Annotated in this window: 18 protein-coding genes; 4 read left to right on the forward strand and 14 right to left on the reverse strand. The window is 51.2% G+C overall.

The window, feature by feature from the left end:
* Positions 1-206: 206 nt before the first annotated feature.
* From KQI79_RS14870 to KQI79_RS14890, 5 genes are all read right to left on the reverse strand, one after another.
* The gene (locus KQI79_RS14870) at positions 207-1,298 is read right to left on the reverse strand and encodes a family 43 glycosylhydrolase (protein WP_253298164.1); all 1,092 of its coding nucleotides are present in this window, start codon (positions 1,296-1,298) and stop codon (positions 207-209) included.
* A gap of 31 nt (positions 1,299-1,329) precedes the next feature.
* Complete coding sequence (locus tag KQI79_RS14875) at positions 1,330-2,196, reverse strand: carbohydrate ABC transporter permease (protein WP_216539045.1); 867 nt, start codon at positions 2,194-2,196, stop codon at positions 1,330-1,332.
* 12 nt (positions 2,197-2,208) lie between these two features.
* The gene (locus KQI79_RS14880) at positions 2,209-3,129 is read right to left on the reverse strand and encodes a carbohydrate ABC transporter permease (protein WP_216539046.1); all 921 of its coding nucleotides are present in this window, start codon (positions 3,127-3,129) and stop codon (positions 2,209-2,211) included.
* A 15-nt stretch (positions 3,130-3,144) separates the two neighbouring features.
* Positions 3,145-4,503, reverse strand: a complete 1,359-nt coding sequence (locus tag KQI79_RS14885; protein WP_216539047.1) for an ABC transporter substrate-binding protein — start codon at positions 4,501-4,503, stop codon at positions 3,145-3,147.
* A gap of 89 nt (positions 4,504-4,592) precedes the next feature.
* Positions 4,593-5,672 carry a glycoside hydrolase family 172 protein gene (locus tag KQI79_RS14890; protein WP_253298165.1) on the reverse strand — a complete coding sequence of 360 codons (1,080 nt, stop codon included), beginning with the start codon at positions 5,670-5,672 and terminating at the stop codon, positions 4,593-4,595.
* Positions 5,673-5,927: 255 nt separating this feature from the next.
* Here KQI79_RS14890 and KQI79_RS14895 point away from each other — a divergent pair, with 255 nt between their 5' ends.
* Complete coding sequence (locus KQI79_RS14895; protein WP_216539049.1) at positions 5,928-6,794, forward strand: helix-turn-helix domain-containing protein; 867 nt, start codon at positions 5,928-5,930, stop codon at positions 6,792-6,794.
* An 18-nt stretch (positions 6,795-6,812) separates the two neighbouring features.
* Here KQI79_RS14895 and mutY read toward each other — a convergent pair whose 3' ends face one another.
* The gene (gene mutY / locus KQI79_RS14900; protein WP_216539075.1) at positions 6,813-7,988 is read right to left on the reverse strand and encodes an A/G-specific adenine glycosylase; all 1,176 of its coding nucleotides are present in this window, start codon (positions 7,986-7,988) and stop codon (positions 6,813-6,815) included.
* A 175-nt stretch (positions 7,989-8,163) separates the two neighbouring features.
* On the opposite strand from mutY, the gene KQI79_RS14905 reads away from it, so the two are divergent.
* Complete coding sequence (locus KQI79_RS14905) at positions 8,164-8,526, forward strand: c-type cytochrome (RefSeq protein ID WP_216539050.1); 363 nt, start codon at positions 8,164-8,166, stop codon at positions 8,524-8,526.
* Here the strand turns inward: KQI79_RS14905 and acpS are convergent.
* Positions 8,510-8,908, reverse strand: coding sequence for a holo-ACP synthase (acpS, locus tag KQI79_RS14910; protein WP_216539051.1), 399 nt, complete (start codon positions 8,906-8,908; stop codon positions 8,510-8,512). The two genes, KQI79_RS14905 and acpS, sit on opposite strands and share 17 nt — an antisense overlap.
* Before the next feature lie 475 nt (positions 8,909-9,383).
* Between acpS and bioA the strand changes: the two genes are divergently transcribed.
* Positions 9,384-10,754: an adenosylmethionine--8-amino-7-oxononanoate transaminase gene (gene bioA, locus KQI79_RS14915; protein WP_216539052.1), complete on the forward strand. Its 1,371-nt coding sequence runs from the start codon at positions 9,384-9,386 to the stop codon at positions 10,752-10,754.
* A gap of 132 nt (positions 10,755-10,886) precedes the next feature.
* On the opposite strand, the gene yhdJ is transcribed toward bioA, so the two are convergent.
* Positions 10,887-11,777, reverse strand: a complete 891-nt coding sequence (gene yhdJ / locus KQI79_RS14920; RefSeq protein WP_216539053.1) for an adenine-specific DNA-methyltransferase — start codon at positions 11,775-11,777, stop codon at positions 10,887-10,889.
* A 24-nt stretch (positions 11,778-11,801) separates the two neighbouring features.
* The gene (locus KQI79_RS14925; RefSeq protein WP_216539054.1) at positions 11,802-13,313 is read right to left on the reverse strand and encodes a sensor histidine kinase; all 1,512 of its coding nucleotides are present in this window, start codon (positions 13,311-13,313) and stop codon (positions 11,802-11,804) included.
* Between the two features lie 887 nt (positions 13,314-14,200).
* Between KQI79_RS14925 and KQI79_RS14930 the strand changes: the two genes are divergently transcribed.
* Complete coding sequence (locus KQI79_RS14930; protein ID WP_216539055.1) at positions 14,201-14,407, forward strand: hypothetical protein; 207 nt, start codon at positions 14,201-14,203, stop codon at positions 14,405-14,407.
* Between the two features lie 161 nt (positions 14,408-14,568).
* On the opposite strand, the gene KQI79_RS14935 is transcribed toward KQI79_RS14930, so the two are convergent.
* The 5 genes from KQI79_RS14935 to KQI79_RS14955 form a co-directional block, all read right to left on the reverse strand.
* On the reverse strand, positions 14,569-15,555 hold the full coding sequence (locus KQI79_RS14935; RefSeq protein ID WP_216539056.1) for a copper amine oxidase N-terminal domain-containing protein: 987 nt from the start codon (positions 15,553-15,555) through the stop codon (positions 14,569-14,571).
* Positions 15,556-16,098: 543 nt separating this feature from the next.
* Positions 16,099-16,911: an ammonia-dependent NAD(+) synthetase gene (nadE, locus tag KQI79_RS14940; protein ID WP_216539057.1), complete on the reverse strand. Its 813-nt coding sequence runs from the start codon at positions 16,909-16,911 to the stop codon at positions 16,099-16,101.
* Positions 16,912-16,998: 87 nt separating this feature from the next.
* The gene (locus KQI79_RS14945) at positions 16,999-17,433 is read right to left on the reverse strand and encodes a BrxA/BrxB family bacilliredoxin (RefSeq protein WP_216539058.1); all 435 of its coding nucleotides are present in this window, start codon (positions 17,431-17,433) and stop codon (positions 16,999-17,001) included.
* Between the two features lie 352 nt (positions 17,434-17,785).
* Complete coding sequence (locus KQI79_RS14950) at positions 17,786-18,448, reverse strand: hypothetical protein (protein ID WP_216539059.1); 663 nt, start codon at positions 18,446-18,448, stop codon at positions 17,786-17,788.
* On the reverse strand, positions 18,445-20,154 hold the full coding sequence (locus tag KQI79_RS14955; protein ID WP_367398200.1) for an ATP-binding protein: 1,710 nt from the start codon (positions 20,152-20,154) through the stop codon (positions 18,445-18,447). The genes KQI79_RS14950 and KQI79_RS14955 overlap by 4 nt, the downstream gene beginning before the upstream one ends.
* Positions 20,155-20,253: the final 99 nt, after the last annotated feature.

Here is a 20,253-nt window from a genome sequence, read left to right on the forward strand (position 1 = left end):
AAAATGTAACGGAAGTGAGGAACCTTATTTGCGTTCATTTGTTCATTTCTTGCTTGGAAAACAACAAATAAGAGCGCTGGCTTCCGTTAGAATTCAAAAAGACTGTTTTTTGCCACATTAAGGTCTTCCAGTTCCGTTACAGTTTTGAATGGCGACGACAGTTCGTCGACTGTCTCTTTCGAACCGTTACCATGCCGCGATCGAGCTCATTTCCGATGAAAGACCGGCCCTTCCCTTTCCCCGACGCTCGGCTTGGCATCGGCCACGGTGGGCCAGCCGTCCTCCCATACGATCGGATCGATCATGAGGGGCCTGCGCGTTGCGCCGCTTCCCACTTTGGGAGCGTTGACGTCGATCGCATGATATACGATCCAATCCGTCCCGCGGTCGTCCGTTATGACGGCATTATGTCCCGGGCCGACGAACGGTGCGCCCTCCGGTTCAGGCGGGAAATATCCGGTCAACATGACATTTCCCTCATTATAGAGCAGATCCCCGCCTTCGCGGTTCAAGTAAGGCCCTTTCAGCGATTCCGCTCTGCCGACCGCCACGCGGTACGTACTGTCGGCGCCGTCGCAACATGTTCCCATCGAGCCGAAAAAGTAATAATGCCCGTTCCGCTTAATCATATAAGGAGCTTCATATCCCGAAGACGCGATTTGAAATTTGTCGCCCGCCGTTTGCATTCCGTCCGCCGTCAATTCAATCCCGAAGATGCCCGCTTCGATGCTCCCGAAGAACAGATACGGCTTCCCGTCTTCGACGAAGAACATCGGATCGATCGAGTAAGCGCCGATCTCCGAGCTTGTGAAAATTTTGCCCCGGTCCGTAAAGGGTCCTTCGGGGGAATCCGCCACGGCCACGCCGATGCCCGGGTCCGGATCGCCCCATAACGACATCGTATAATACAAATAATATTTCCCGTTATAATAAGCGATGTCGGGGGCCCATACTCCGCCTCCCTTCCATTCGGGCTTCCGGTCGAACGCTTCGCCGACATACTCCCAATCCTGCAAATTGCCGGAACGTAGAATCGGAACGACGCGGCTTCCTTCCCCGTCGCCCCAATCGTCTTCGGTGGCATATGCGTAGATCATACCGTCCTCCCCGCGTATCAATGCCGGATCGGCAAATACCGGTTCGAATACCGGATTCCGATAAGTTGAGGACGCGGAATCACCCGCTTCGCCCCCATTCCGTTTCACTGTCCAAACGCCCGCCGCCAATGCGGCCGCCACGCAGGCCAGTACGACGATCAAGCCAATACCAATCCATATGAATCGTTTGTTTCCGGTCAAATCCCGTTCCCCCCGTATTCTCGAGTACGAATTATCCTTTCAAACCGGTCATCGTAATTCCTTCCACGAAATATTTTTGCGCGAAAAAGAATAATACGACGGTCGGTATTAACGCCAGCACCGAGCCCGCCATAATTAACGTCCATTCCGCGCGGTACGCGCCTTGGAAGGAAGCGAGCACCAACTGGAGCGTGAACTTCTCCGGGCTGTTAATGTAAATGAGCGGTCCCATATAATCGTTATACCCGCCCAGAAAGCCGAAAATCGCTTGCGTCGCCAGCGCCGGTTTCGACAGCGGCACGATGATGCGGGCAAAAATGCCGAACGGATTCAATCCGTCCATTTTGGCGGCTTCCTCCAATTCGGAAGGAATTGTCTTGAAAAATTGGCGCAGGAAAAATACGGTCATCGCCGCGCCGAACATTCCCGGAATCATCAGCGGCCTCCAACTGTCGATCCAGCCGAGATACTTGTACAGAATAAACGCGGGCACCATCGTAACGACGCCGGGAATCATAACGGTGGCCAGCAGCAGGGCGAACAACAGATCCCGCCCCGGAAATCTAAGCTTCGCAAATCCGTATGCCGCGAGCGAGCTTGTAAACAGACCGACGACTAGCGGGGGCATAATAATGAGCATCGTATTGATAAAGCCGCCGAATAAATTCGCCTTCGTAAACACGAGCGTGTAATTCTCCCAAGCAAATACTTCCGGAATCCAGCGCGGCGGCATATCGAACACGGCGCCTTCCGCCTTCAACGATGTCGACAGCATCCATAGAAACGGAACCGCCATAATGAAAGATCCGATCGTCAGAAAAAGATAAGCAAACGCTTGTTTCACTTGTTCTCTTCTCCGGCGTTGAACGTACAATGAATGGTAAGCTGCTTGCGCCATATTCCCGCCCCCTTAATCGTAATGAACCCAACGTTTGGAGAAGTAAAAATTCAATACCGTAATGATCATAATCGCAATGCCCAGCATCCAGGCCATCGCCGCGGCGTATCCCATGTCCATATACCGGAAGGCGTTCTGGAAAATATAGTACACGATCGTCATGGTCGAGAAATTCGGCCCGCCTTCGGTCATAATTTGGAATCTTGGGAAATCCTGCAATGCGCCGATCATGGAAGTGACCAAAATATATAACGTCGTCGGCGAAATGCACGGTATCGTAATATGGCGAAATCTTTGCCAACCGCCCGCGCCGTCGATTTCCGCCGCTTCGTGCAAGCTGCCGGGCACGCCTTGAAGCGCCGCCAAATAGAGCACAATATTGAAGCCCAAACCGCCCCACACGCCCTGCACGATCATGGCCGGCATCGCCCAATTCTCGTCGTTCAGCCAGGACGGGCCGTGTATGCCGACCCATCCCAGCAAATAGTTAAGCAATCCGAAATCGGAATTGAAAATCCATTTCCATAGCAACGTCAGCGCAACGACCGAACTGATCGTCGGCAGGAAGAACGCCGTACGGAACAGGCGGATGCCGCGAATCTTCTGGTTTAGCGCCGCCGCAATGCCCAGGGAAACCGCCATCGTGAGCGGAATCCCGACGGCCGCATAGACCGTGTTCAACGACGTTTTCCAGAAGAGCGGATCCTCGGACAGCAGCTTCGCATAATTCGCCGCTCCTTGCAACTCCGGCGTTCCAAATCCGTCGAAAGTGGTAAAACTGACGTATACCGAATAACAGATCGGAATAAAGCCGAAGATCAGGAACCCGACAATCGGAGCGGCGACGAACAAGTATCCCCACCAATGCTCCCTTCGATAATAACGGGATTTTTTCTTAGGCGGGACGGACGGGCCCGTTATAGATTGCGCCATTATTCTCAACCTCTCTTACCGAAAAAGATCGGGATTTCCTTCCTTCAACGCTTTCTCGACGGCCGGCTTAATTTCGTCCATCAACTGCTGCGCCGTCTTCTTGCCTTCCCACAATTGCCCTAGATTTTGGTTGACCGTATCCCACCATTTATTGTTCGGCACATACGTCCAAGGCCCTGGCTGCTGATGCTCGGCCGCTTTCAGGAAAACTTCCGCGTGCTGCGGTTTTAAATCCGGCCGCAGGAACACGTCCGAATTGGCCATTTCCTTATAGATCGGCATCGACAATCCCGCTTCCGCGCGGATTTGATTGACTTCCTCGCTTACCAAGTATTGCAGAAATTGAAACGCTTCTTGCGGATGCTTGGACTTGCTGGATACGGAGAAGCCTACGGATGCGCTCCATCCGCTCCACTCGCCGTTCGCCGGGATCGGCGCGACGTCCCAGTCGAAGTTCAGCTTGCGGAACCCGAGGGTGGAATATCTTCCGGACGTGATCATCGCCAGCCTGCCCGTCTCAAACATTTGCCCGTCGTTCATCGCTTGCAGCGCGCGGCCGTTCGGAGCCAAATTATGAACGTTTTGTATATCGGATACGAACTGCAGCGCTTCCGTCGCTTCCGGCCGATCCAGCATAAATTCGGTGCGGTCGGCACTTAAGATCTCGCCTCCGTTCCCCCATACCATGCCTTCCCACCATAACGGACCGATACCGTACTGCTCCGGCTTTCCGTCGCCGTTCGTATCCTTCGTTAATTTGGCTGCGGTGTCGAGCAATTCGTCCCAGGTCATCGGCTGCTCGGAGCTTGGATACGGAACGCCCGCTTCGTCGAACAATTTTTTATTGTAATATAGAACGGTCGGCGCGATATCCATCGGCAAAGCGTACGCATCGCCCAAGCCCGATTTCTGTCCGTCATACCGGTAACGGGTCAATGCCGTTTCCCAAACGTCGCTCAAATCCATTCCCGTTTCCTTGATCATCGGTTCCAAATTCATCAGCACGCCCAGCTTCACCCAACGGCTGAAGTCGCCGTCGCCGACATAGAATACGTCGGGAGCGTCTCCGCCGGCCAAGACGGTGTTCATTTTGCCGCCATAGTCGGCTGGAATATGAATATACTGAACTTTAATATTCGGGTTTTGCGCTTCGAAATTTTTAATGATTTGTTCGTAAAGCTCCTTCTCCTCCGGCTCGCCCCAACCGGAAAATTTGATTTGCACCTTTCCGCCGGACGAGCCTTGATTGCCTTGATTGCCGCCCGGAGACAGATCCGCGGAATCGTTCCCTCCCGTCGAAGCGCACGCGGCTAAAGAGCTGAATGCCAGTATTAGGCAAAGCGTCAACAATATACTTCTTCCAACTTTTTTCATGCCTCTTCCCCCATTTTATAAGAATATTTATTCCATAATAGAATGAAAGCGATTTCTAAATTGAGTGTATAAGACGGCCAAGGGGCCGCTTATATGACTTCCAACTCATCCAAATCCGGCAATTCGCGGAATTTGACATGCGGTTCGGCTTGATACCAATAGGCAACGGAAGCCATGTCGCTCTGCTGCGGAAGGAATCTTCCGCCCGAACGCCAGCCGAGCGATTGGATCGTCACTCGAATCTCTTCTTCGAAACGGATCGGGTCCATAATATGCCATCGATACATGCCAAACCGTTGATTCGCCCGGTATAGGCCGTCGGGCCGGATCACTTGAGGCAAGCCCAGGAACGGGGTCGAGTATTCGCAATACTGTCCTTTCGGCTGCTCCCAATTCCAAGCCCCGCCGAAGTAATCCTCCGTACCCGTACCGCAAATCGTCGGAAATTCACGATCTCCGTCCATATAAAACTTGATTTCGCCTTCGCCCCACCAGCCGTTGTTGTTCACCTGGCAAGCGAGATAAGTGCCCACATAATGCCCTTGGCCCTTTACGCCGTCCAAGATGACGTAATCTTCCTTATACGGCAAAGGATTGGCCCTTCTCCACTGCGCATGGAAATAAGCGGCATTGTCAGGCACCTCGGTCAGAGCGTAATCGATTTGATAATAGAGATAGACTTCCTCTTCCCCTAAATTTTCGATCGCGATATGCGCCTTTTGTCGAAAAGGCATTTCCCAATAACTGTTGAAACCTCCCGCGGGATTGACGCTAATCGGCAGCGAGTTGACATTCGCCCGCTCGCACCAGCCGTTGCAGAAGAAATCGCCCAAAGGCACGCATACGGAAGGATGCTCCTCCCCGTCCCAATACATGCTGAGGATCAACGATCTCCATTTGTCCGGCGAACAGGTCATCCATATATGTTGAATCGCGCCGGGGCCTTCGATATCCGCCAGAACAAAACGGCTCTTGCCTTGGATCAGAATGGACGGAGACACTTTCCAACCGACTCCCAGATCCCGCGCGCATTGCTTTGCGGTTCCCTCCGTTGCCATTCCGCCCTTCCCTTTTTCTCCGGTAAAATTCTCCGCGCTTATGGAACGAGTCTTTGCCTTCGACAGCAAAGAAATGTTATGCAATCCCAATCCCAGTCCGTTAAATGTCAACAATATCTACTCCTTCATCGTTGATAAAAGGCGCCTTTCACCTCACATTATACGGTCCCGCGGTTCCGTCGTCTTTAGCATTCATTTGCAAATATTTATCATATATTGCTTTTCTGTTTGTCATGAATTGAAAATGATCGCATCGTTTTATATGATGAAGGCAAGCAACTCCTATTGAAAACACCCCTTATTTCGAAAATCATTTATCTATTATTGAAAATATAATCTCTATTATTTTCAGAAAGCGAGACGCCGATGACGCCAAACTTTACGCCTTATATCCGGGTCGCGTACGACAGCTATATCGAATCCGATTTTTATTTGTCCAGAGCGATTTACGATTACGAATTGATTTATTTGATGGAGGGAGAACTGCTCGTCAGTGTGGAAGAAGAGACGTATCATTGCATTCCGGGAGACATTATTTTTTTAAAGCCGCGGCAACATCATGTCCTGAAAGCGATTGGGAAAGCGGGCATCCGGCAGCCGCATATCCATTTCGATTTCTATACGCAGGCGGACAGCCCGGACGTCAAAGTATCGTTCAGCAAATTGAGCAACATGACGGAAGAGGAAACGTCGTGGTTTCGCGAGGATATTACGGAGACGCACCGCATTGCGCTGCCTGCGGTAACGCGCCTCAAAAACCCGATTTTGATCGAGCGCATTTTGTTTGAAATGATTAGCGAGTTTTCGCAAAAATTGCCGTTTCACGAAAACGTTTTGCAGGGGTTGTTTTTGCAGCTTTGGGGCTGTTTGAACCGCGAATGGAACTGGCAGAACAACGAGCAGGTGCAAAAATATTGGAACGAGCTGCAGCATGTCAAAGCTTATTTATCGCATCATTGCGATAAGGAAGTGTCGCTGGACGAACTGGAGCGCATTACGAATATTAGCAAATATCATTTGCTGCGCATGTTCAAGCTGACCTACGGCATTACCCCGATCAAATATCAATTGCAATCCCGGATCGAGAAAGCGAAGGAATTCGTGCAATATACGGATCATCCCCTGAGCGAAATCGCCGAGCGGTTCGGGTTCAAAACGATCCATTCCTTCAGCCGGGCCTTTAAAAATATCGAAGGGGTGCCCCCTACCTATTACCGCAAAAAAGAAAAGTAGGCGGCACGCTCCGCTTCGTTAGCCGAAATACCGGTTCAATATGCGCAAAAAAACGTTCGGAAACGCAAGCTGCTCCATGTCGGCTCGATCAATCCAGCGATAGAGAGGCGACGGCGGCGCTTGACCGCCCGCGCTTCCGGCCGCACTTCCGGCCGCACTTCCGTCCGCTTCCGCAGCCGCGCCGGCGGCGATTTCCGGGACGGCCCCGCCGAGGAAAGCGCAGCGGTACACGCTCATATTCCAATGAATATGGCTGAACGTATGCTCCGCCGTCATGAACAATTCTTGCGGCCGGGCGTCCCAACCGTCCTGCGCCAACGTGCCGCGCAGTTGAAGTTGGTTCGTCTCTTCTTGCCCCTCGCCCGCTTCGGACGGCCCCAATATATGCGGCAATTCCCACATCCGCGCAAGCAGGCCCGCGGCCGGACGCTGGCGGACGAGCACTTTGCCCGCATTCGCTCCGCTTCCCTCGATCAAGGCGGCCAGCCGGTACTCCGGCTTCGGCGGCTTCGCCTTCGTCTTGACGGGCAGCGCGTCCTCCAGCCCGGCGAAACGGGCGGCGCAATGTTCCATGACCGGACAAGTCAAGCATTGCGGCGACTTCGGCGTACATACGAGCGCGCCGAGCTCCATCAACGCCTGGTTAAAGTTCGAAGCTTCCCCTTCGGGGATCAATTCCACGACGAGCCGTTCCATCTGCGCGCGCGTGCTGTTCTTCATAATATCTTCTTCGATTAGAAAATAGCGCGACAATACGCGCATCACATTGCCGTCCACCGCGGGCTCGGGTTTGTTGTAAGCGATGCTAAGTATCGCCCCGGCCGTATAAGGGCCGATCCCTTTCAGCGCGGAAATCTCCGGCTTCGTATCGGGAACCTGTCCCCCATACTGCTCTTTCACTTCCCGCGCAGCCGATTGCAAGTTGCGGGCGCGCGAATAGTAGCCGAGTCCTTCCCAGCTCTTCAGCACTTCCTCTTCCGGCGCGTCCGCCAAAGCGTCCACGGTCGGAAATTTGCCGACGAATCGCTCGAAATACGGCTTCACCGTCTCGACTCTTGTCTGCTGCAGCATAATTTCCGATACCCAAATGTAGTAGGGATTTTTACTGCGGCGCCACGGCAAATCCCGTTTATGCCTGTTGTACCAAAGAAGCAAATTTGTACTGAAATAACGTTTATGTTCAAGTGTGTCCATATCGTGAACGAATCCTTTCTTTTCCATGCTAAGTTGCATCGCATAATCGCGCAATATCCCCATTATACATGAATTTTCCGGCCTTATGGGCGCTTCTTGACGAATATGTGACTTCTCTTGTACCTTTGAAATATTTGCCATATACTGAAGGAAAATGCGATTGGAGTGAAGTAGCATGAAAAAAGCTTTGTTGATCGCCGCTTTATTCGGCGCCGTTAGCCTTATAGCGGCATGCGGCAGCAGCGGCGGAAGCGGTGGAGGAGGCGAAAGCCAAGGCGCGGCCTTGGACGGCCCGGAAGCAACGGTAGCGGTGTTCAAAAGCAATTGCATCAGTTGCCACGGAACCGATCTCAAAGGGAAAATGGGTCCCGACAGCGACCTGACGGCTGTCGGCGCGAAAATGACGCGAGATGAAATCGAGAAGCAAATTAAAGACGGCAGCGCAAAAATGCCCGGCTTCGGCAAAATGCTGAAGGAAGACGAAATCGCCGGCTTGGCGGATTGGCTCGCAACGAAGGGCGCTACCGCTTCTCAATAACCGCAAAGGCCGACGCCAAGTTGGGCTGATGCGTAATGCTAATATGAATCGTAAACCCGATGCGCTCTTGTTCCGGAATATTCAGGCGTTGCCACGCCTCCGGCGCCAGGGCGCATTGCGGTTTGCCGAGCGAATCCGGCAATATTTCGATATCGCGAAATCCGATGACTTCGCCGATCCCGCATCCGAACGCTTTGACGACCGCTTCCTTCGCCGCGAACCGACCGGCCGCGAATTCGGCCAATCTGGCCCCGCGCTCCGCCGCTAACGCCCGCTCCGCCTCTGTCAGCACCCTGTCCAGAAACCGTTGTCCCGTCGGCTGACTCAATATACGCTGGATCCTGCCGATTTCCAGCAAATCATGCCCGATACCGTAGATCATAATAATGCTCTCCTTTGTTCCGTGATAGATCCGTTCCGCGCTCTCGCCTTTCCCGTTCTTAGGAATATGCCATTATTATAGCAAAAACATTGCGGCTGCGCCTTCCATCCTCCCCATGCCCTGGTCATTCCTTCTATTCCTGTTCTGATTCGCCATACTCCCCGGTTTGTCATGTTTTGAGAAATATGTTATCTTAAAATCATTATTGTTAACCCACTATAATAAATTTTAGGTTTACAATTATGAAAAAAGAACGCCGCAGGCATCTTTTTTTCCGCCTTCTGTGGAAATCCCGCTTGCTCAGGACAGGGATACAGTGCGCTATGTTTCGCTTAATCAGCTAATGCGAAGTGAAGCGATAGCCCCCCGTTTCTGAACGAGAGGGATTTTGGCAAAGGGGAAGGGAAAGGCAATAGAACGGGGAGTTATTCTTCTTGGGTCGCAATAGATGAACAAGGTCAGGAGAGTGAGACATTTGGACGCACAATTAAAGGAGGATCTGCTGCGCAAAGACCGGCAGTACGTATGGCATCCGTTCACGCAAATGAAGGATTACGAGACGCAGGATCATGTGCTGATCGAAAGGGCGGAGGGCATGTTCCTGTACGATGCGGACGGCAAAGCGTACTACGATACCGTTTCTTCCTGGTGGAGCAATGTGCACGGGCACGGGCATCCGCGGATTAAAGAAGCGATTGCGCGGCAATTGGAGCAGACCGATCATGTCATGTTCAGCGGGCTTACGCATCGGCCGGGCATCGAACTGGCGGAGAAGCTGGTGGAGATTGCGCCGCAAGGCTTACATAAAGTGTTCTATTCGGATAACGGCTCAACGGCGGTCGAAGTGTCGCTGAAAATGTCGTTTCAATATTGGCAGCAGATCGGCCGGAAGAGGAAGACGCGTTTCGTCTTTATGGACAACAGCTATCATGGCGATACGATCGGCGCGGTCAGCGTCGGCGGCGTGGAGTTGTACCACGCCCTGTTCAAGCCGATGCTGTTCCGCGCTTATCGCGTGCCGTCGCCGGACGCTCGCGCGCTCGGCCGCGAGCGGACCCCGGAGCGCGAGGCCGCCCTTGCGGCCGACGCGCTCGAAGCGGTGCGCGCGCTGCTGTCCGAGCGCGCGGACGAAATCGCCGGAATCATCGTGGAACCGATGATTCAAGCGGCTGGCGGCATGGTGATGTACCCTGCCGCCTATCTTGCGGGACTGCGCGAGCTGTGCGCGCAGTACGACGTCCACCTCATCGCGGATGAGGTGGCGACGGGCTTCGGGCGAACCGGCACGATGTTCGCCTGCGAGCATGCGGGCATCTCCCCGGACATCCTTTGCGTAAGCAAAGGATTGACCGCGGGGGTGATGCCGCTGGCGGCGACGCTGTGTCGCGACGGCATCTACGAGGCGTTCTACGACGATTACGCGACACAGAAAACATTCTTCCACGGACATAGTTTCACCGGCAACCCCGTTGCCGCGTCCGTGGCGCTCGCCAGCCTGCGCGTGTTCGAGGAAGAGCGCGTGCTCGAACGCGCTAGGGAAGCGTCCGCCGCGCTGGCGGAGGAGCTGCGCTCCATCAAGGTCCAGCCCCATGTGGCGAATGTGCGCCAGCTCGGCCATATCGCCGCCTTCGACCTGTACCGCGATGCGGCGTCCCGAACGCCGTTCCCGCCGGAGCGGCGCATCGGCTACCAGGCTTATCTCGCCGGGCTCGAACACGGACTCATCCTCCGTCCGCTCGGCGACACGCTTTATTACTGGCTGCCGCTCTGCGTCACGAAGGATCAAATTCGGGACATCGTCGCCCGCACGGTGAAGGTACTGCGCTCGCTCGATCGGGCAAACTAGCGATTTTTGCAGTTGCTCCATCAAGGGAGCCAAGGCCAGGGCGCTTGTATCGTTCGAACCGCATGTACGCGCGGCGAACAAGGGCAGAACAGTACGCGCAATCCGCCCGACCCTCAGGAGCTTGCAGCACATTCAAGCCATGCCGGTCGCGTCAGCGTCATGGTCTTTTTTCGATTTATGGTTTGTTTTGCGGCTCTTGTCCTTTTGCAGCGCGCGTCCATTGTACGTGTCGGTTATGCCCATGCGCCGCAGTCCGATGCCGAAGTACGTTTCGCTCAATTCGATGCCGATCGCCCGGCGGCCGTGCTTGAGCGCGACGGCGCAAGTCGTGAACGTCCCCGCGAACGGGTCGAGCACCACATCCCCGGGATGGCTCGAAGCGAGCACGATCCGCTCGAGCAGCGCTTCGGGCTTCTGCGACGGATGATTCTCGTATTCCTCCATCTTGTACCGGACGCGCGGGAAATGCCATACGTTCCCCGGCACTTTCCGCGAATTGTAAGGCCGGGGCGGCGTTTTCCGGTAATCGATGAGCCCGCGCTGCGCCCCCGTTTTCGCTTCAACCATAATGTCTTCGCCGTTAAACGTATAATCGTCGGTTTTCGTTTTGGTCGCCATAATAATCGGTTCATACAGCGAACCGTACAGCCTCTTCGATTGAACGCCGGAACTGTCGTACGCCCAGACGATGCGGGAGAGAACATGATAGCGCTCCGCTACAAAAATATCGATATAAGGCATGTTTTGCGTCGCATTCATCAGGTAGACGGTGCCGTTCGGCTTAAGAACCCGGAAGCATTCCTCGATCCACGATCGGCACCAATCGAAATATTCGTGCCGGTCGTTCCAATTATCGCTGCCGTTGCCGAAATTTTTCCCCAAATTATACGGCGGGTCCGCGAAGATTAAATGTACCGATTCCGGCTTCATGTGCCGCAGCACGTGCAAGCAATCCCCGAGAACGGCGATCCCCGCTTGATGTTGCCGGTATATGAAATCTGTGTCCGTAAATAAACGCCGCATCTGCATCTCACCCCGACTTTATCGCTATGTCGCAGCGCCGGGAAGCGTGATGCGAATTTTCACACCCGCTCCTGCGCTCGTTTCCAGCTTCATATCCCCGTTCAAATGCAACACCCGAGTCCGAATTTGCTTCATTCCCTTGAATGGCGAACCGGCCTCTTCTTCCAGCATCCGTTTCTGCTCGAACCCGACACCGTCGTCCTCATACAAAAGCACGATATATTGGTCGATGGCAATCAATTGAATGCCGACTTTGGACGCTCGCGAGTGCTCTTTGGCATTGCCTATCATTTCTTGAACCATTCGAAAAATATGTTTTTTCGTTTCCAAGCAGCATTTGTCGATAATCGCCGGTTGTTCCGCGCTGTATGCGAGCTCAAAGGCCGCGGAGGCGCGCTCCTTGTCGATATATTGCTGCAATGTTTGCACGAGACCCGCCCCATCCGTCAGTTGAGGATGCAACTGCGAGAAACTTTGGGACAACTGGCTATGGATATCGTCTATCTTCAAAATAACGCTCCGCATATCGCATGCCGCTTCCTCGGACACCGCGTATTGCTGCATTATTTCCAGTTCCCCTTTGAGACGGGCCATTTCCGGCATCGTCGAATTATGCAGGTCTGCGGCGATACGCAAGCGTTCCTTCTCTTGCAGTTCAAACATGAGCTTGCGGAACCAAACGAATTCATTCGCTACTTCTTCGTTCGGAAAACGGGCGGCTAACTGTTCCAGTTTCATCGTTAATTTGCGGATCAGAAATACGTTCTCCAGGCTGACCGCCAAATACGAGATAATCAAATGCAGCCATTGCTTCTCCTCGGCGCTGAACAATGTATCGTTCTTTTTCCGGGTGAAAATCAAATAACTTGAATACTCTTCATGCCTGTTTACCGGAAAACAGGTATAATCCGAATGATCGCACGAACCCGATATCACCATTTTTTTCACTTTCTCCGCATCGATGTCTCCTTCGCAAATCTCCTCCACCCATTCCCCGTTCGTAAAGACGATCGCCGCGCCGAACACTTCCAACGTGTTGATCAAATCCAATAATATTATGCCTTTCATTTCCTGGACGTTGGAGAGAGACACCAGGTGTTGCGAGATTTTTCGGAGCGATTTGTTAAAATAATATTTGCGCGGAAAAATGACGGACTCCAACATTTTCCCGAAACGTTCCAACGAATAAAGAACAAAAGTTATCAAAATAAGAATGCCTATGAAACTAAGCAGCAAATCACTGATGTTTGTTTGATCGGCAAAAAAGATTCCGATAAGCGCCACAATAATCAGGCTAGGAATGAAAGCAATCGTTACCGTCATCAAAATACGGCGCAAAATAAAATCGATATCGAACAATCTCTTCGTAATGAGCAAATAAGTGAACGTAAGAGGAATAATCAGCACGCACCAGCTAATATAGATCGAATTGATCAACTCCACGCCATACAACAAACGCGGAATAAAAATAAATAAAATCATCGGCGTGAACGATATAAACAAACCGGCCCAGATCGTTTTGATAACAACAGACATGTACGATTGCTGTGCTTTGTACTTGAGGTAGATTTTTGATAAATAGACGAAGTTAAGTATAGATGCAAATAGCGTGAACAAAATCGTAATTGCAGTAAAGGTTATATAGGTATAATATGCAAACGCCCCTGTACTGAAATAACCGGGCAACGCCAGTAATGGAAAAATCAAAGCGCCATATAAATAGGCGGGTATTCTCTCAAACCGATGAATGTAGCCCTTTTCCCTCATAAATATAGTTAAAAATTGGAGAAATACGACCGGCAACAGCATGACAAAGGTGCTAATCATTATTTTCCCTAAGGCGTCTCCGCGAATCGATGCGCCTAGACTAATAAAGATAAATCCAATATTAAAAAATGTGTACGCCAGATAGCAGGCCGTATGCGAACCTCTCAACTTACGAAATAATAACATCCCCATACAAAAAGAAAAAAACGAAATTACTAATGGAACGATATTAAAGATCGTCGAGAGGTGATCCTCTCCAATCAAAATTACGAGTTCTTTTCCCGCACGCGATACTTTCACCTTTTCGGCCTGATCGACCGACCCCCATTTTTCAACGGAAAAATAACGGTTCGCATCGACTCCGTCAATCTCGATGATGCGATCCCCGATCTTCAAATCGGCTTCCAAAGCAACATTTATACTATCGAATTTATTAATAATCCACTGGTTATTCCGATCTAATTCCACATGAATGCCGGTTACCGGGAATGAAAATGTAATATATACGCTCCATAGTGCGCCCCCAATTAATATAGTTAATATTAAATATGTAAAAATATTCTTTTTCATTCATTAATCACCTTAACATTTTATTGGAATTAGTGTAAAATAAAACTGTAAATCTATTAAAAAGTGGAAAGCGAGGCGTGTAAAAAATGCAAACATTGGCATGGTCTTCAGAACTGAATCAAGTGGTAAGAAACCTCAAAAAGTTCGAGCAGCATGGTAACGCTTCTAACAATACCCAAGGATTTCTGGCTTCCTTAGATTTACCTCGTATGGAAAAGTCCGCGATTGAAACAATTTGGGCTGAAAAGAATGCGGCAAAAGACAGCAATGTAAAATACAACGGATGGGTATAAAATCTATCTACCAGACTAAATAAAACAAACTACATATTACATTATTTTACCAAAATATATTGAGATTGTATATTCTATTTAATTTATACAGTCTCTTTTTTTTGAAAAAAAATCTGCCCGATCGAAAGGTTGGAGCCCTTCAATGGACAGATTTCAATCATTTATTGCATAGGGACAAGGTCGTTAAAGTAATCGAGGAAGTAACGTGTAAAAGCCGGATCGGACGGCGGGAGTTTACCCGTCTGTTTTTGGTAGCCCCAATCCATGTCCGTAGCTTGCTTTAGCCCCGTCTCCAGTTTGCTGTTTCCGAACGGAACAGCCGAATCAGTCGAAGATATTTCCGCTCCCCAGGTCACCTTCATCTTACCGTCTACCGGTTCGACATATAGAACAATATCGGATAAGGGCATCTCGCTGAAGCCGATCCATTCCCGGCTGTATACCGGGATGTCCCCGCTCTTGGCCCGATTAATCATTCTCACCGCGAATTGATGCGGATCATCATCGGCAAACCAGACGTCATATACTCGGTATCGGTCGAACGATTCAATAAGATATGGATGTTGATCGAACATATATTGCAAAGCCGTAAAATTTTTATAGATCGTTGTGTGGATTTCATACGGCTCTTTCCCCTCTTCGATCATTTTGTCGATCAGGGCGATAAACGTGTCGTTTTGCCGATCGGCAAATGAAGGTTCTACAATGAGCACGGCTTTGGCCGAAGGCTTCCAGGTGACAGCCGCTTGAAGAGATTCCGCAATAAACCGGATCGGGACGTAAGTCGTTCCGTCTTTGACAAGAGGAGGCACATCAAGCTCGGTATTGTGACCGTCGATAACGGCTTGACGATCCCCTACCGTCAATTCAATCGACCTGTTCTGATTGATGATCGTAACCCTTTGTTTGCTTGCATCCCAATTGACGGATGTTTGATCGAATCGCTCGGAGACAAGCCTTAATGGAACAAGCACCTTCTGCTCGACAATCATCGGCCGTTGTTCCGATTCGACCTCCTTATCGTTCACATACAGAGAGATCGAAGAGGTTTGATCCGGCTTCGCAGCCGATGCCGGCGAACAAACGGTCACCATGAGTAAAGCAGCTGCGCATATACTGGAGATTTTGCGCCTAGTTGAATTTTTCATTTTGTAACTCCTTGTATTTTTTTGGAATTTAATCCTTCAATGTAGACGTTATTTTCCAATAAAAGTTGCATCGGTTCTCACGGCATTCGTTAAACCGACATCATTACATGCGAATCTTGAGGTCCGTACCTGTCGGTTGGTTCTTGAAAGGTTTCCTGAACTGTCTGAAGACGAACTCCATGCCGGAAAGATCGTCAGGCAGCGGCGGATTGCAAATGAATCTTTACTCGGTAGTTCCCGCATAATTGGTTAAACAAGTTGTATAAAATACAACATCCTAAGGGATATAAACACGGCTCAAGTTGCTATGTTGCATTTTGTACAGCATAATCCGCAATTGATAGGCGAAATCCGCTCATCTACCCCAAAAATGTTGTATAAAGTACAACATGCGCACATGATAACCACGAAAAGGGGAGGAAATGTTGTATGTTATACAACATAGCCCCCGCAGCCGAAGTGACTTAAGCAAAATGGCGCCATCCTCGATCTCGTAGGATGCCGCCATGCTGTCGAACGAAGCCGGGATTACAACGCTTCCCGTCAAATCCCCGGGATTGGGGACCGTTTATGTTCGGTTTTCAAATAATGCTTCTCAATTTTCTCGCGCGCTTCCGGGCTAATTTCTTTGCCTTCCAGGTAGTCGCTGTTGTCCTCGTACGTAACGCCAAGTTCTCCTTCGTCCGTTTGCCCTTCCCATAAGCCGGCGGTCGGCGCTTTGTCGATTACGGAACGCGGTACGCCCAAATGCTCGGCCAATTGCTTGACCTGCCGTTTATTGAGCGAACTGAGCGGCGTAATATCGACGGCTCCGTCGCCCCACTTCGTATAGAAGCCGGTCAGCGCCTCCGAAGCGTGATCCGTCCCGACGACGAGCAAATTCAAATCGAAGGCAAGCGCGTACTGGACGACCATCCGCACCCGGGCCTTGACGTTCCCTTTGCCGGGAACGCTTAAGTGACGGTGGATGTTCATCGATTTGAACGCATATTCGGTCTCCAGCGCGATTTCGTTCACGGCGTCTTCGATATTCGTTTCCACCGTATGTTTCAAGTCGAACGCTTTGGCGACCGCATAGCTGTCGGCAATATCGGACTGCGTTCCATACGGTTGAAAGACGCCAAGCGTCATATAATCGCGGCCGGTCTCGGCGCTCAGCTCGTCCGTCGCCAGCTTGCATAATCCGGCCGCAACCGCGCTGTCCAATCCGCCGCTAATAGCAATCAAAAGTCCCGTTGTGCCCGATGATCGCACATAATCCTTCAAAAAGTCGACCCGCCGGCGAACTTCCTCCTCCGGGCGAATCTCCGGTTTAACGCTCAATCGGGCAATAATTTCTTGTTGTAAACCGCTCATGATTACACCTCTTCCGCTTGTCAATACAACAAACACCCCGCTCGCTCGCAGCTACGAAGTGAACGGGGCCGAAATTTCATATGCTGATTACTTGCAAAACCGGTCGAAGGCAGCCGTCAGCTCTGCGGCAATCTCTTCCGCCGAACGGTTCTCGATGCTGTGGCGTTCGATAAAGTGCACCAGTTCGCCGTCTTTCATCAAAGCGATCGATGGCGAAGAAGGCGGATACGGAGCGAAATATTCGCGCGCTTTCGCCGTCGCTTCCTTATCTTGGCCGGCAAACACCGTGAACAAATGATCCGGCTTCGCGTCATGCTCAAGCGCAAGCTTGACTCCCGGTCTGCATTGGCCCGCCGCGCAACCGCAAACCGAATTGACGACGACAAGCGCCGTACCTTTGGCGTTCGGCAGCTTCTCTTCCACTTCTTCGGGCGTCAACAGTTCTTGCACGCCGATGCTCGTCAATTCGTCGCGCATCGGTTGAACCATATCTCTCATATATTGATTAAAAAACATGGACATCTTATTCCCACTCTCCTTACGAAAGCATATATAAATGATTTTGTACACTTATTATTGCACTCATAACGAGCGAAAGCAAGGGAAAAACCCCTTGCGTTCATTCAAAGCGGGGCAAACCGGCTTCGAACCGCGGCCCCTACCGTATGATATCGGTCCTCGGACAGCAACCCGTCATTCCGCCGGACGGTTCGGTCCGTTCAGTCGGCGGTCGATGCCGGGCTGCTCGTTCTTGTTCTTGCTTTCATTGGCTTTCTTCTGCCGTTGCTGAGCTTTCGAGTCTTCTGACACGTGCGAATCCTCCTTTGCGCAATAAGCGAATATTCGCTTATATTATGCACCATAACCGGAAGCGCTATCCTCGAGCCCCTCTTCCGCCCAGCATCGAACATGCGGCCCCCGCCAGCGCCATTCCCACGAACAGCCATTGCAGCGGCGACAATCCGAACCGGATCGATGCGCCGGGCTGCGGAACGAGCAGCGTGCACGCCATCCCGCCGATTCCGCCCCAAACGAGGAATAGGAGCAGCGCTTTCCCTTCCCCCGGCGGGCTTCTCCATATCCATAAGACAGCGGCTACGCAAGCGGCGGCGCCCGCATACCAGAAGCTCCAAGCTCCGCTAAGCGCGAAAAACGCGGCGCTGCCGGCGGACAAACCGTATGGCAGCAAATCGAGCAGAACGGTGAAGCGAAGCGCTCGTTTGCGCATGCAATAAGACGTGTAGGAAGCGGCCAAAACGGCGCACAACAGCCATCCCGCGGTCGAGCCTCCGCTTGTCAGCAGCAACGCCTGCGGATTTTGCCACAATATGCGGGGATCTTCGAGCAAAAAACCGAATTTATAGCATATGGCAATAACGACCGCATTCGTTACGAATAAATCCAACCAACCCTTCTTATGTTCTTCCGAAAAATGTAAGCGTATTCCGATCATGGCCAGAGCAGCCGCAAACGATACAACCGCCGTGAGCAGGCTGCCTTTTAATATGAACGGACCAAGCTGCACGACTTCATTCATGCCGAACTCCCTTCAAATTCATAAATCTCCGTTTTCTGGCCCGCCTCTTGTTGATGGAACGAGACGATGAATGTCGTCCCCTTCCCTTCCTCGGACTCTACAACAATTTTGCCTTGATGGCGCTCGACGATGCTTAAGCATAGCGAGAGCCCGAGACCGGTTCCTTTCGCCTTCGTCGTATAGAACGGTTCGAACATTTTATCGAGCTTGTCTTTCGCGATGCCTTCGCCTGTATCCCGCACCAGCAGATAAACCGTCTCGTTCTCCCGGCGCGTCTCGATCGTCAGCACCCCTTTGCTCTCCATCGCCTCCATTCCGTTGCGGGCCAAATTGAGAATTAACTGCTTTATTTCCTTGGAGTTGAGCAGCAATTGCGGAATGCCGGGATCCAGTTTCAGTTCGATCGACTGTCCGCGCAAGTTCGCATCCGCCCACAGAAGCGGAGACAGATCGTTAATCATATCGTGGAGATGCCCTCTCTCCTTCTCGACGATCCGGTTCTGCGCCAAGGACAGAAAATCGTTAATGATCGAATTGGCGCGGTCCAGTTCTTCCATAATAATACGGTAATATTCATGCAAGGTCGCAGGACTTTTCTCTTTAATAAGCTGTACGAACCCGCGCACGACCGCCATCGGATTGCGAATCTCGTGCGTGATGCTGGCCGCCATCCGCCCGACGAGGCTTAATCGCTCCATATTGCCGAGCTCCGTCCGCAGCATTTGCAACTCCGTAATGTCATGCGCCATATTGACGGCTCCTACCACTTCGCCCGTCTCATGATTGCGAATGCCGTACGCCGACGAAATAAACAGGCGACCGTTCATATTGATCAATTCCGTGCCCGCCCCTTCCCCGTTCAGACAACGCCTGATCTGGGACAAGTTCACATCGGTATTTTGCAAATGGGACAACACTTCGCAAGGCTTGCCGAGCAAATCCTCCTCCTTGAACATGCCGCCGTCCTTCATCGTTTTCAGCATCATCCCGTTAATTGCCGTAATGTAGCCGTCCCGGTCTACGGATACGACGCAAAGCGGCGTAGCGTCGATCAACTGCTTGAGCTTTTGCGCTTCTTGATCGTATTGGCTTGACATCGCTTGCAATTGTTCCTGCAAGGACAGTTTCTCCAATATATTTTCGATGAGAAAGACGACCAAGTATGATGTTAACATAAAAAAAATTCCATAGACAGCCATAAAGAGCAGGGCGTCGAATTGAACGACCGCTGCGCCGGTCCATAAATCGTAGCAATACAACATGGTGTAAGTCGCTATTCCGCACATAATCAAGTTGGAGGCGATGTACATTTTCATTCGCGGCTGCGCAAGTTGAAACTTTTTCATAAACAGAAAAGCTAGCGGTATTAAATAGAAGGCAACATCCGAAAATATTCCCCAAGGCATCGATTCGGGAAAAAACAGAACATAGGAGGCTATGTATAAAAATGTCGTCAATAATCCGATCCGGTAGCCCCCATACATGATTCCAAGTACAATAGGGAGAATCCGAAAGTCGAACGCCATGTTTAAATAACGGTAAGACAATCCCATGGAAAGAATGAGCGATATCGAACAAAATAATCCGAGTACCGTGTACCGCCTCGCCCCTCGCACGGTTTTATCGGCGCACAGCAAAAACAGAAACACAGGCATTAATGTGATTAAAACCTGTAAGAACGTTTCTTTTAATGGGGTTATAATCACGGTTTCCCTCCAAATTGGCAATGATTAGTTACATCGATTATTCCACAACCGACAATTTTTTACAATATACCCAGTTTACCTTTTAGGCAAAAATTTTTA

The organism is Paenibacillus sp. MSJ-34, from assembly GCF_018918005.1.
GTDB lineage: Bacteria > Bacillota > Bacilli > Paenibacillales > Paenibacillaceae > MSJ-34.

Excerpts from the sequence above, each read along its gene's own strand:
- KQI79_RS14895 (WP_216539049.1), top strand. The coding sequence starts at position 5,928 with ATGACGCCAAACTTTACGCCTTATATCCGGGTCGCGTACGACAGCTAT.
- nadE (WP_216539057.1), bottom strand. The coding sequence starts at position 16,911 with ATGAGCGGTTTACAACAAGAAATTATTGCCCGATTGAGCGTTAAACCG.
- acpS (WP_216539051.1), bottom strand. The coding sequence starts at position 8,908 with ATGATCTACGGTATCGGGCATGATTTGCTGGAAATCGGCAGGATCCAG.
- KQI79_RS14930 (WP_216539055.1), top strand. The coding sequence starts at position 14,201 with ATGCAAACATTGGCATGGTCTTCAGAACTGAATCAAGTGGTAAGAAAC.
- KQI79_RS14885 (WP_216539047.1), bottom strand. The coding sequence starts at position 4,503 with ATGAAAAAAGTTGGAAGAAGTATATTGTTGACGCTTTGCCTAATACTG.
- KQI79_RS14905 (WP_216539050.1), top strand. The coding sequence starts at position 8,164 with ATGAAAAAAGCTTTGTTGATCGCCGCTTTATTCGGCGCCGTTAGCCTT.
- yhdJ (WP_216539053.1), bottom strand. The coding sequence starts at position 11,777 with ATGCGGCGTTTATTTACGGACACAGATTTCATATACCGGCAACATCAA.
- KQI79_RS14875 (WP_216539045.1), bottom strand. The coding sequence starts at position 2,196 with ATGGCGCAAGCAGCTTACCATTCATTGTACGTTCAACGCCGGAGAAGA.
- KQI79_RS14880 (WP_216539046.1), bottom strand. The coding sequence starts at position 3,129 with ATGGCGCAATCTATAACGGGCCCGTCCGTCCCGCCTAAGAAAAAATCC.
- KQI79_RS14925 (WP_216539054.1), bottom strand. The coding sequence starts at position 13,313 with ATGTCTGTTGTTATCAAAACGATCTGGGCCGGTTTGTTTATATCGTTC.
- KQI79_RS14950 (WP_216539059.1), bottom strand. The coding sequence starts at position 18,448 with ATGAATGAAGTCGTGCAGCTTGGTCCGTTCATATTAAAAGGCAGCCTG.
- mutY (WP_216539075.1), bottom strand. The coding sequence starts at position 7,988 with ATGGACACACTTGAACATAAACGTTATTTCAGTACAAATTTGCTTCTT.
- KQI79_RS14935 (WP_216539056.1), bottom strand. The coding sequence starts at position 15,555 with ATGAAAAATTCAACTAGGCGCAAAATCTCCAGTATATGCGCAGCTGCT.
- KQI79_RS14945 (WP_216539058.1), bottom strand. The coding sequence starts at position 17,433 with ATGTCCATGTTTTTTAATCAATATATGAGAGATATGGTTCAACCGATG.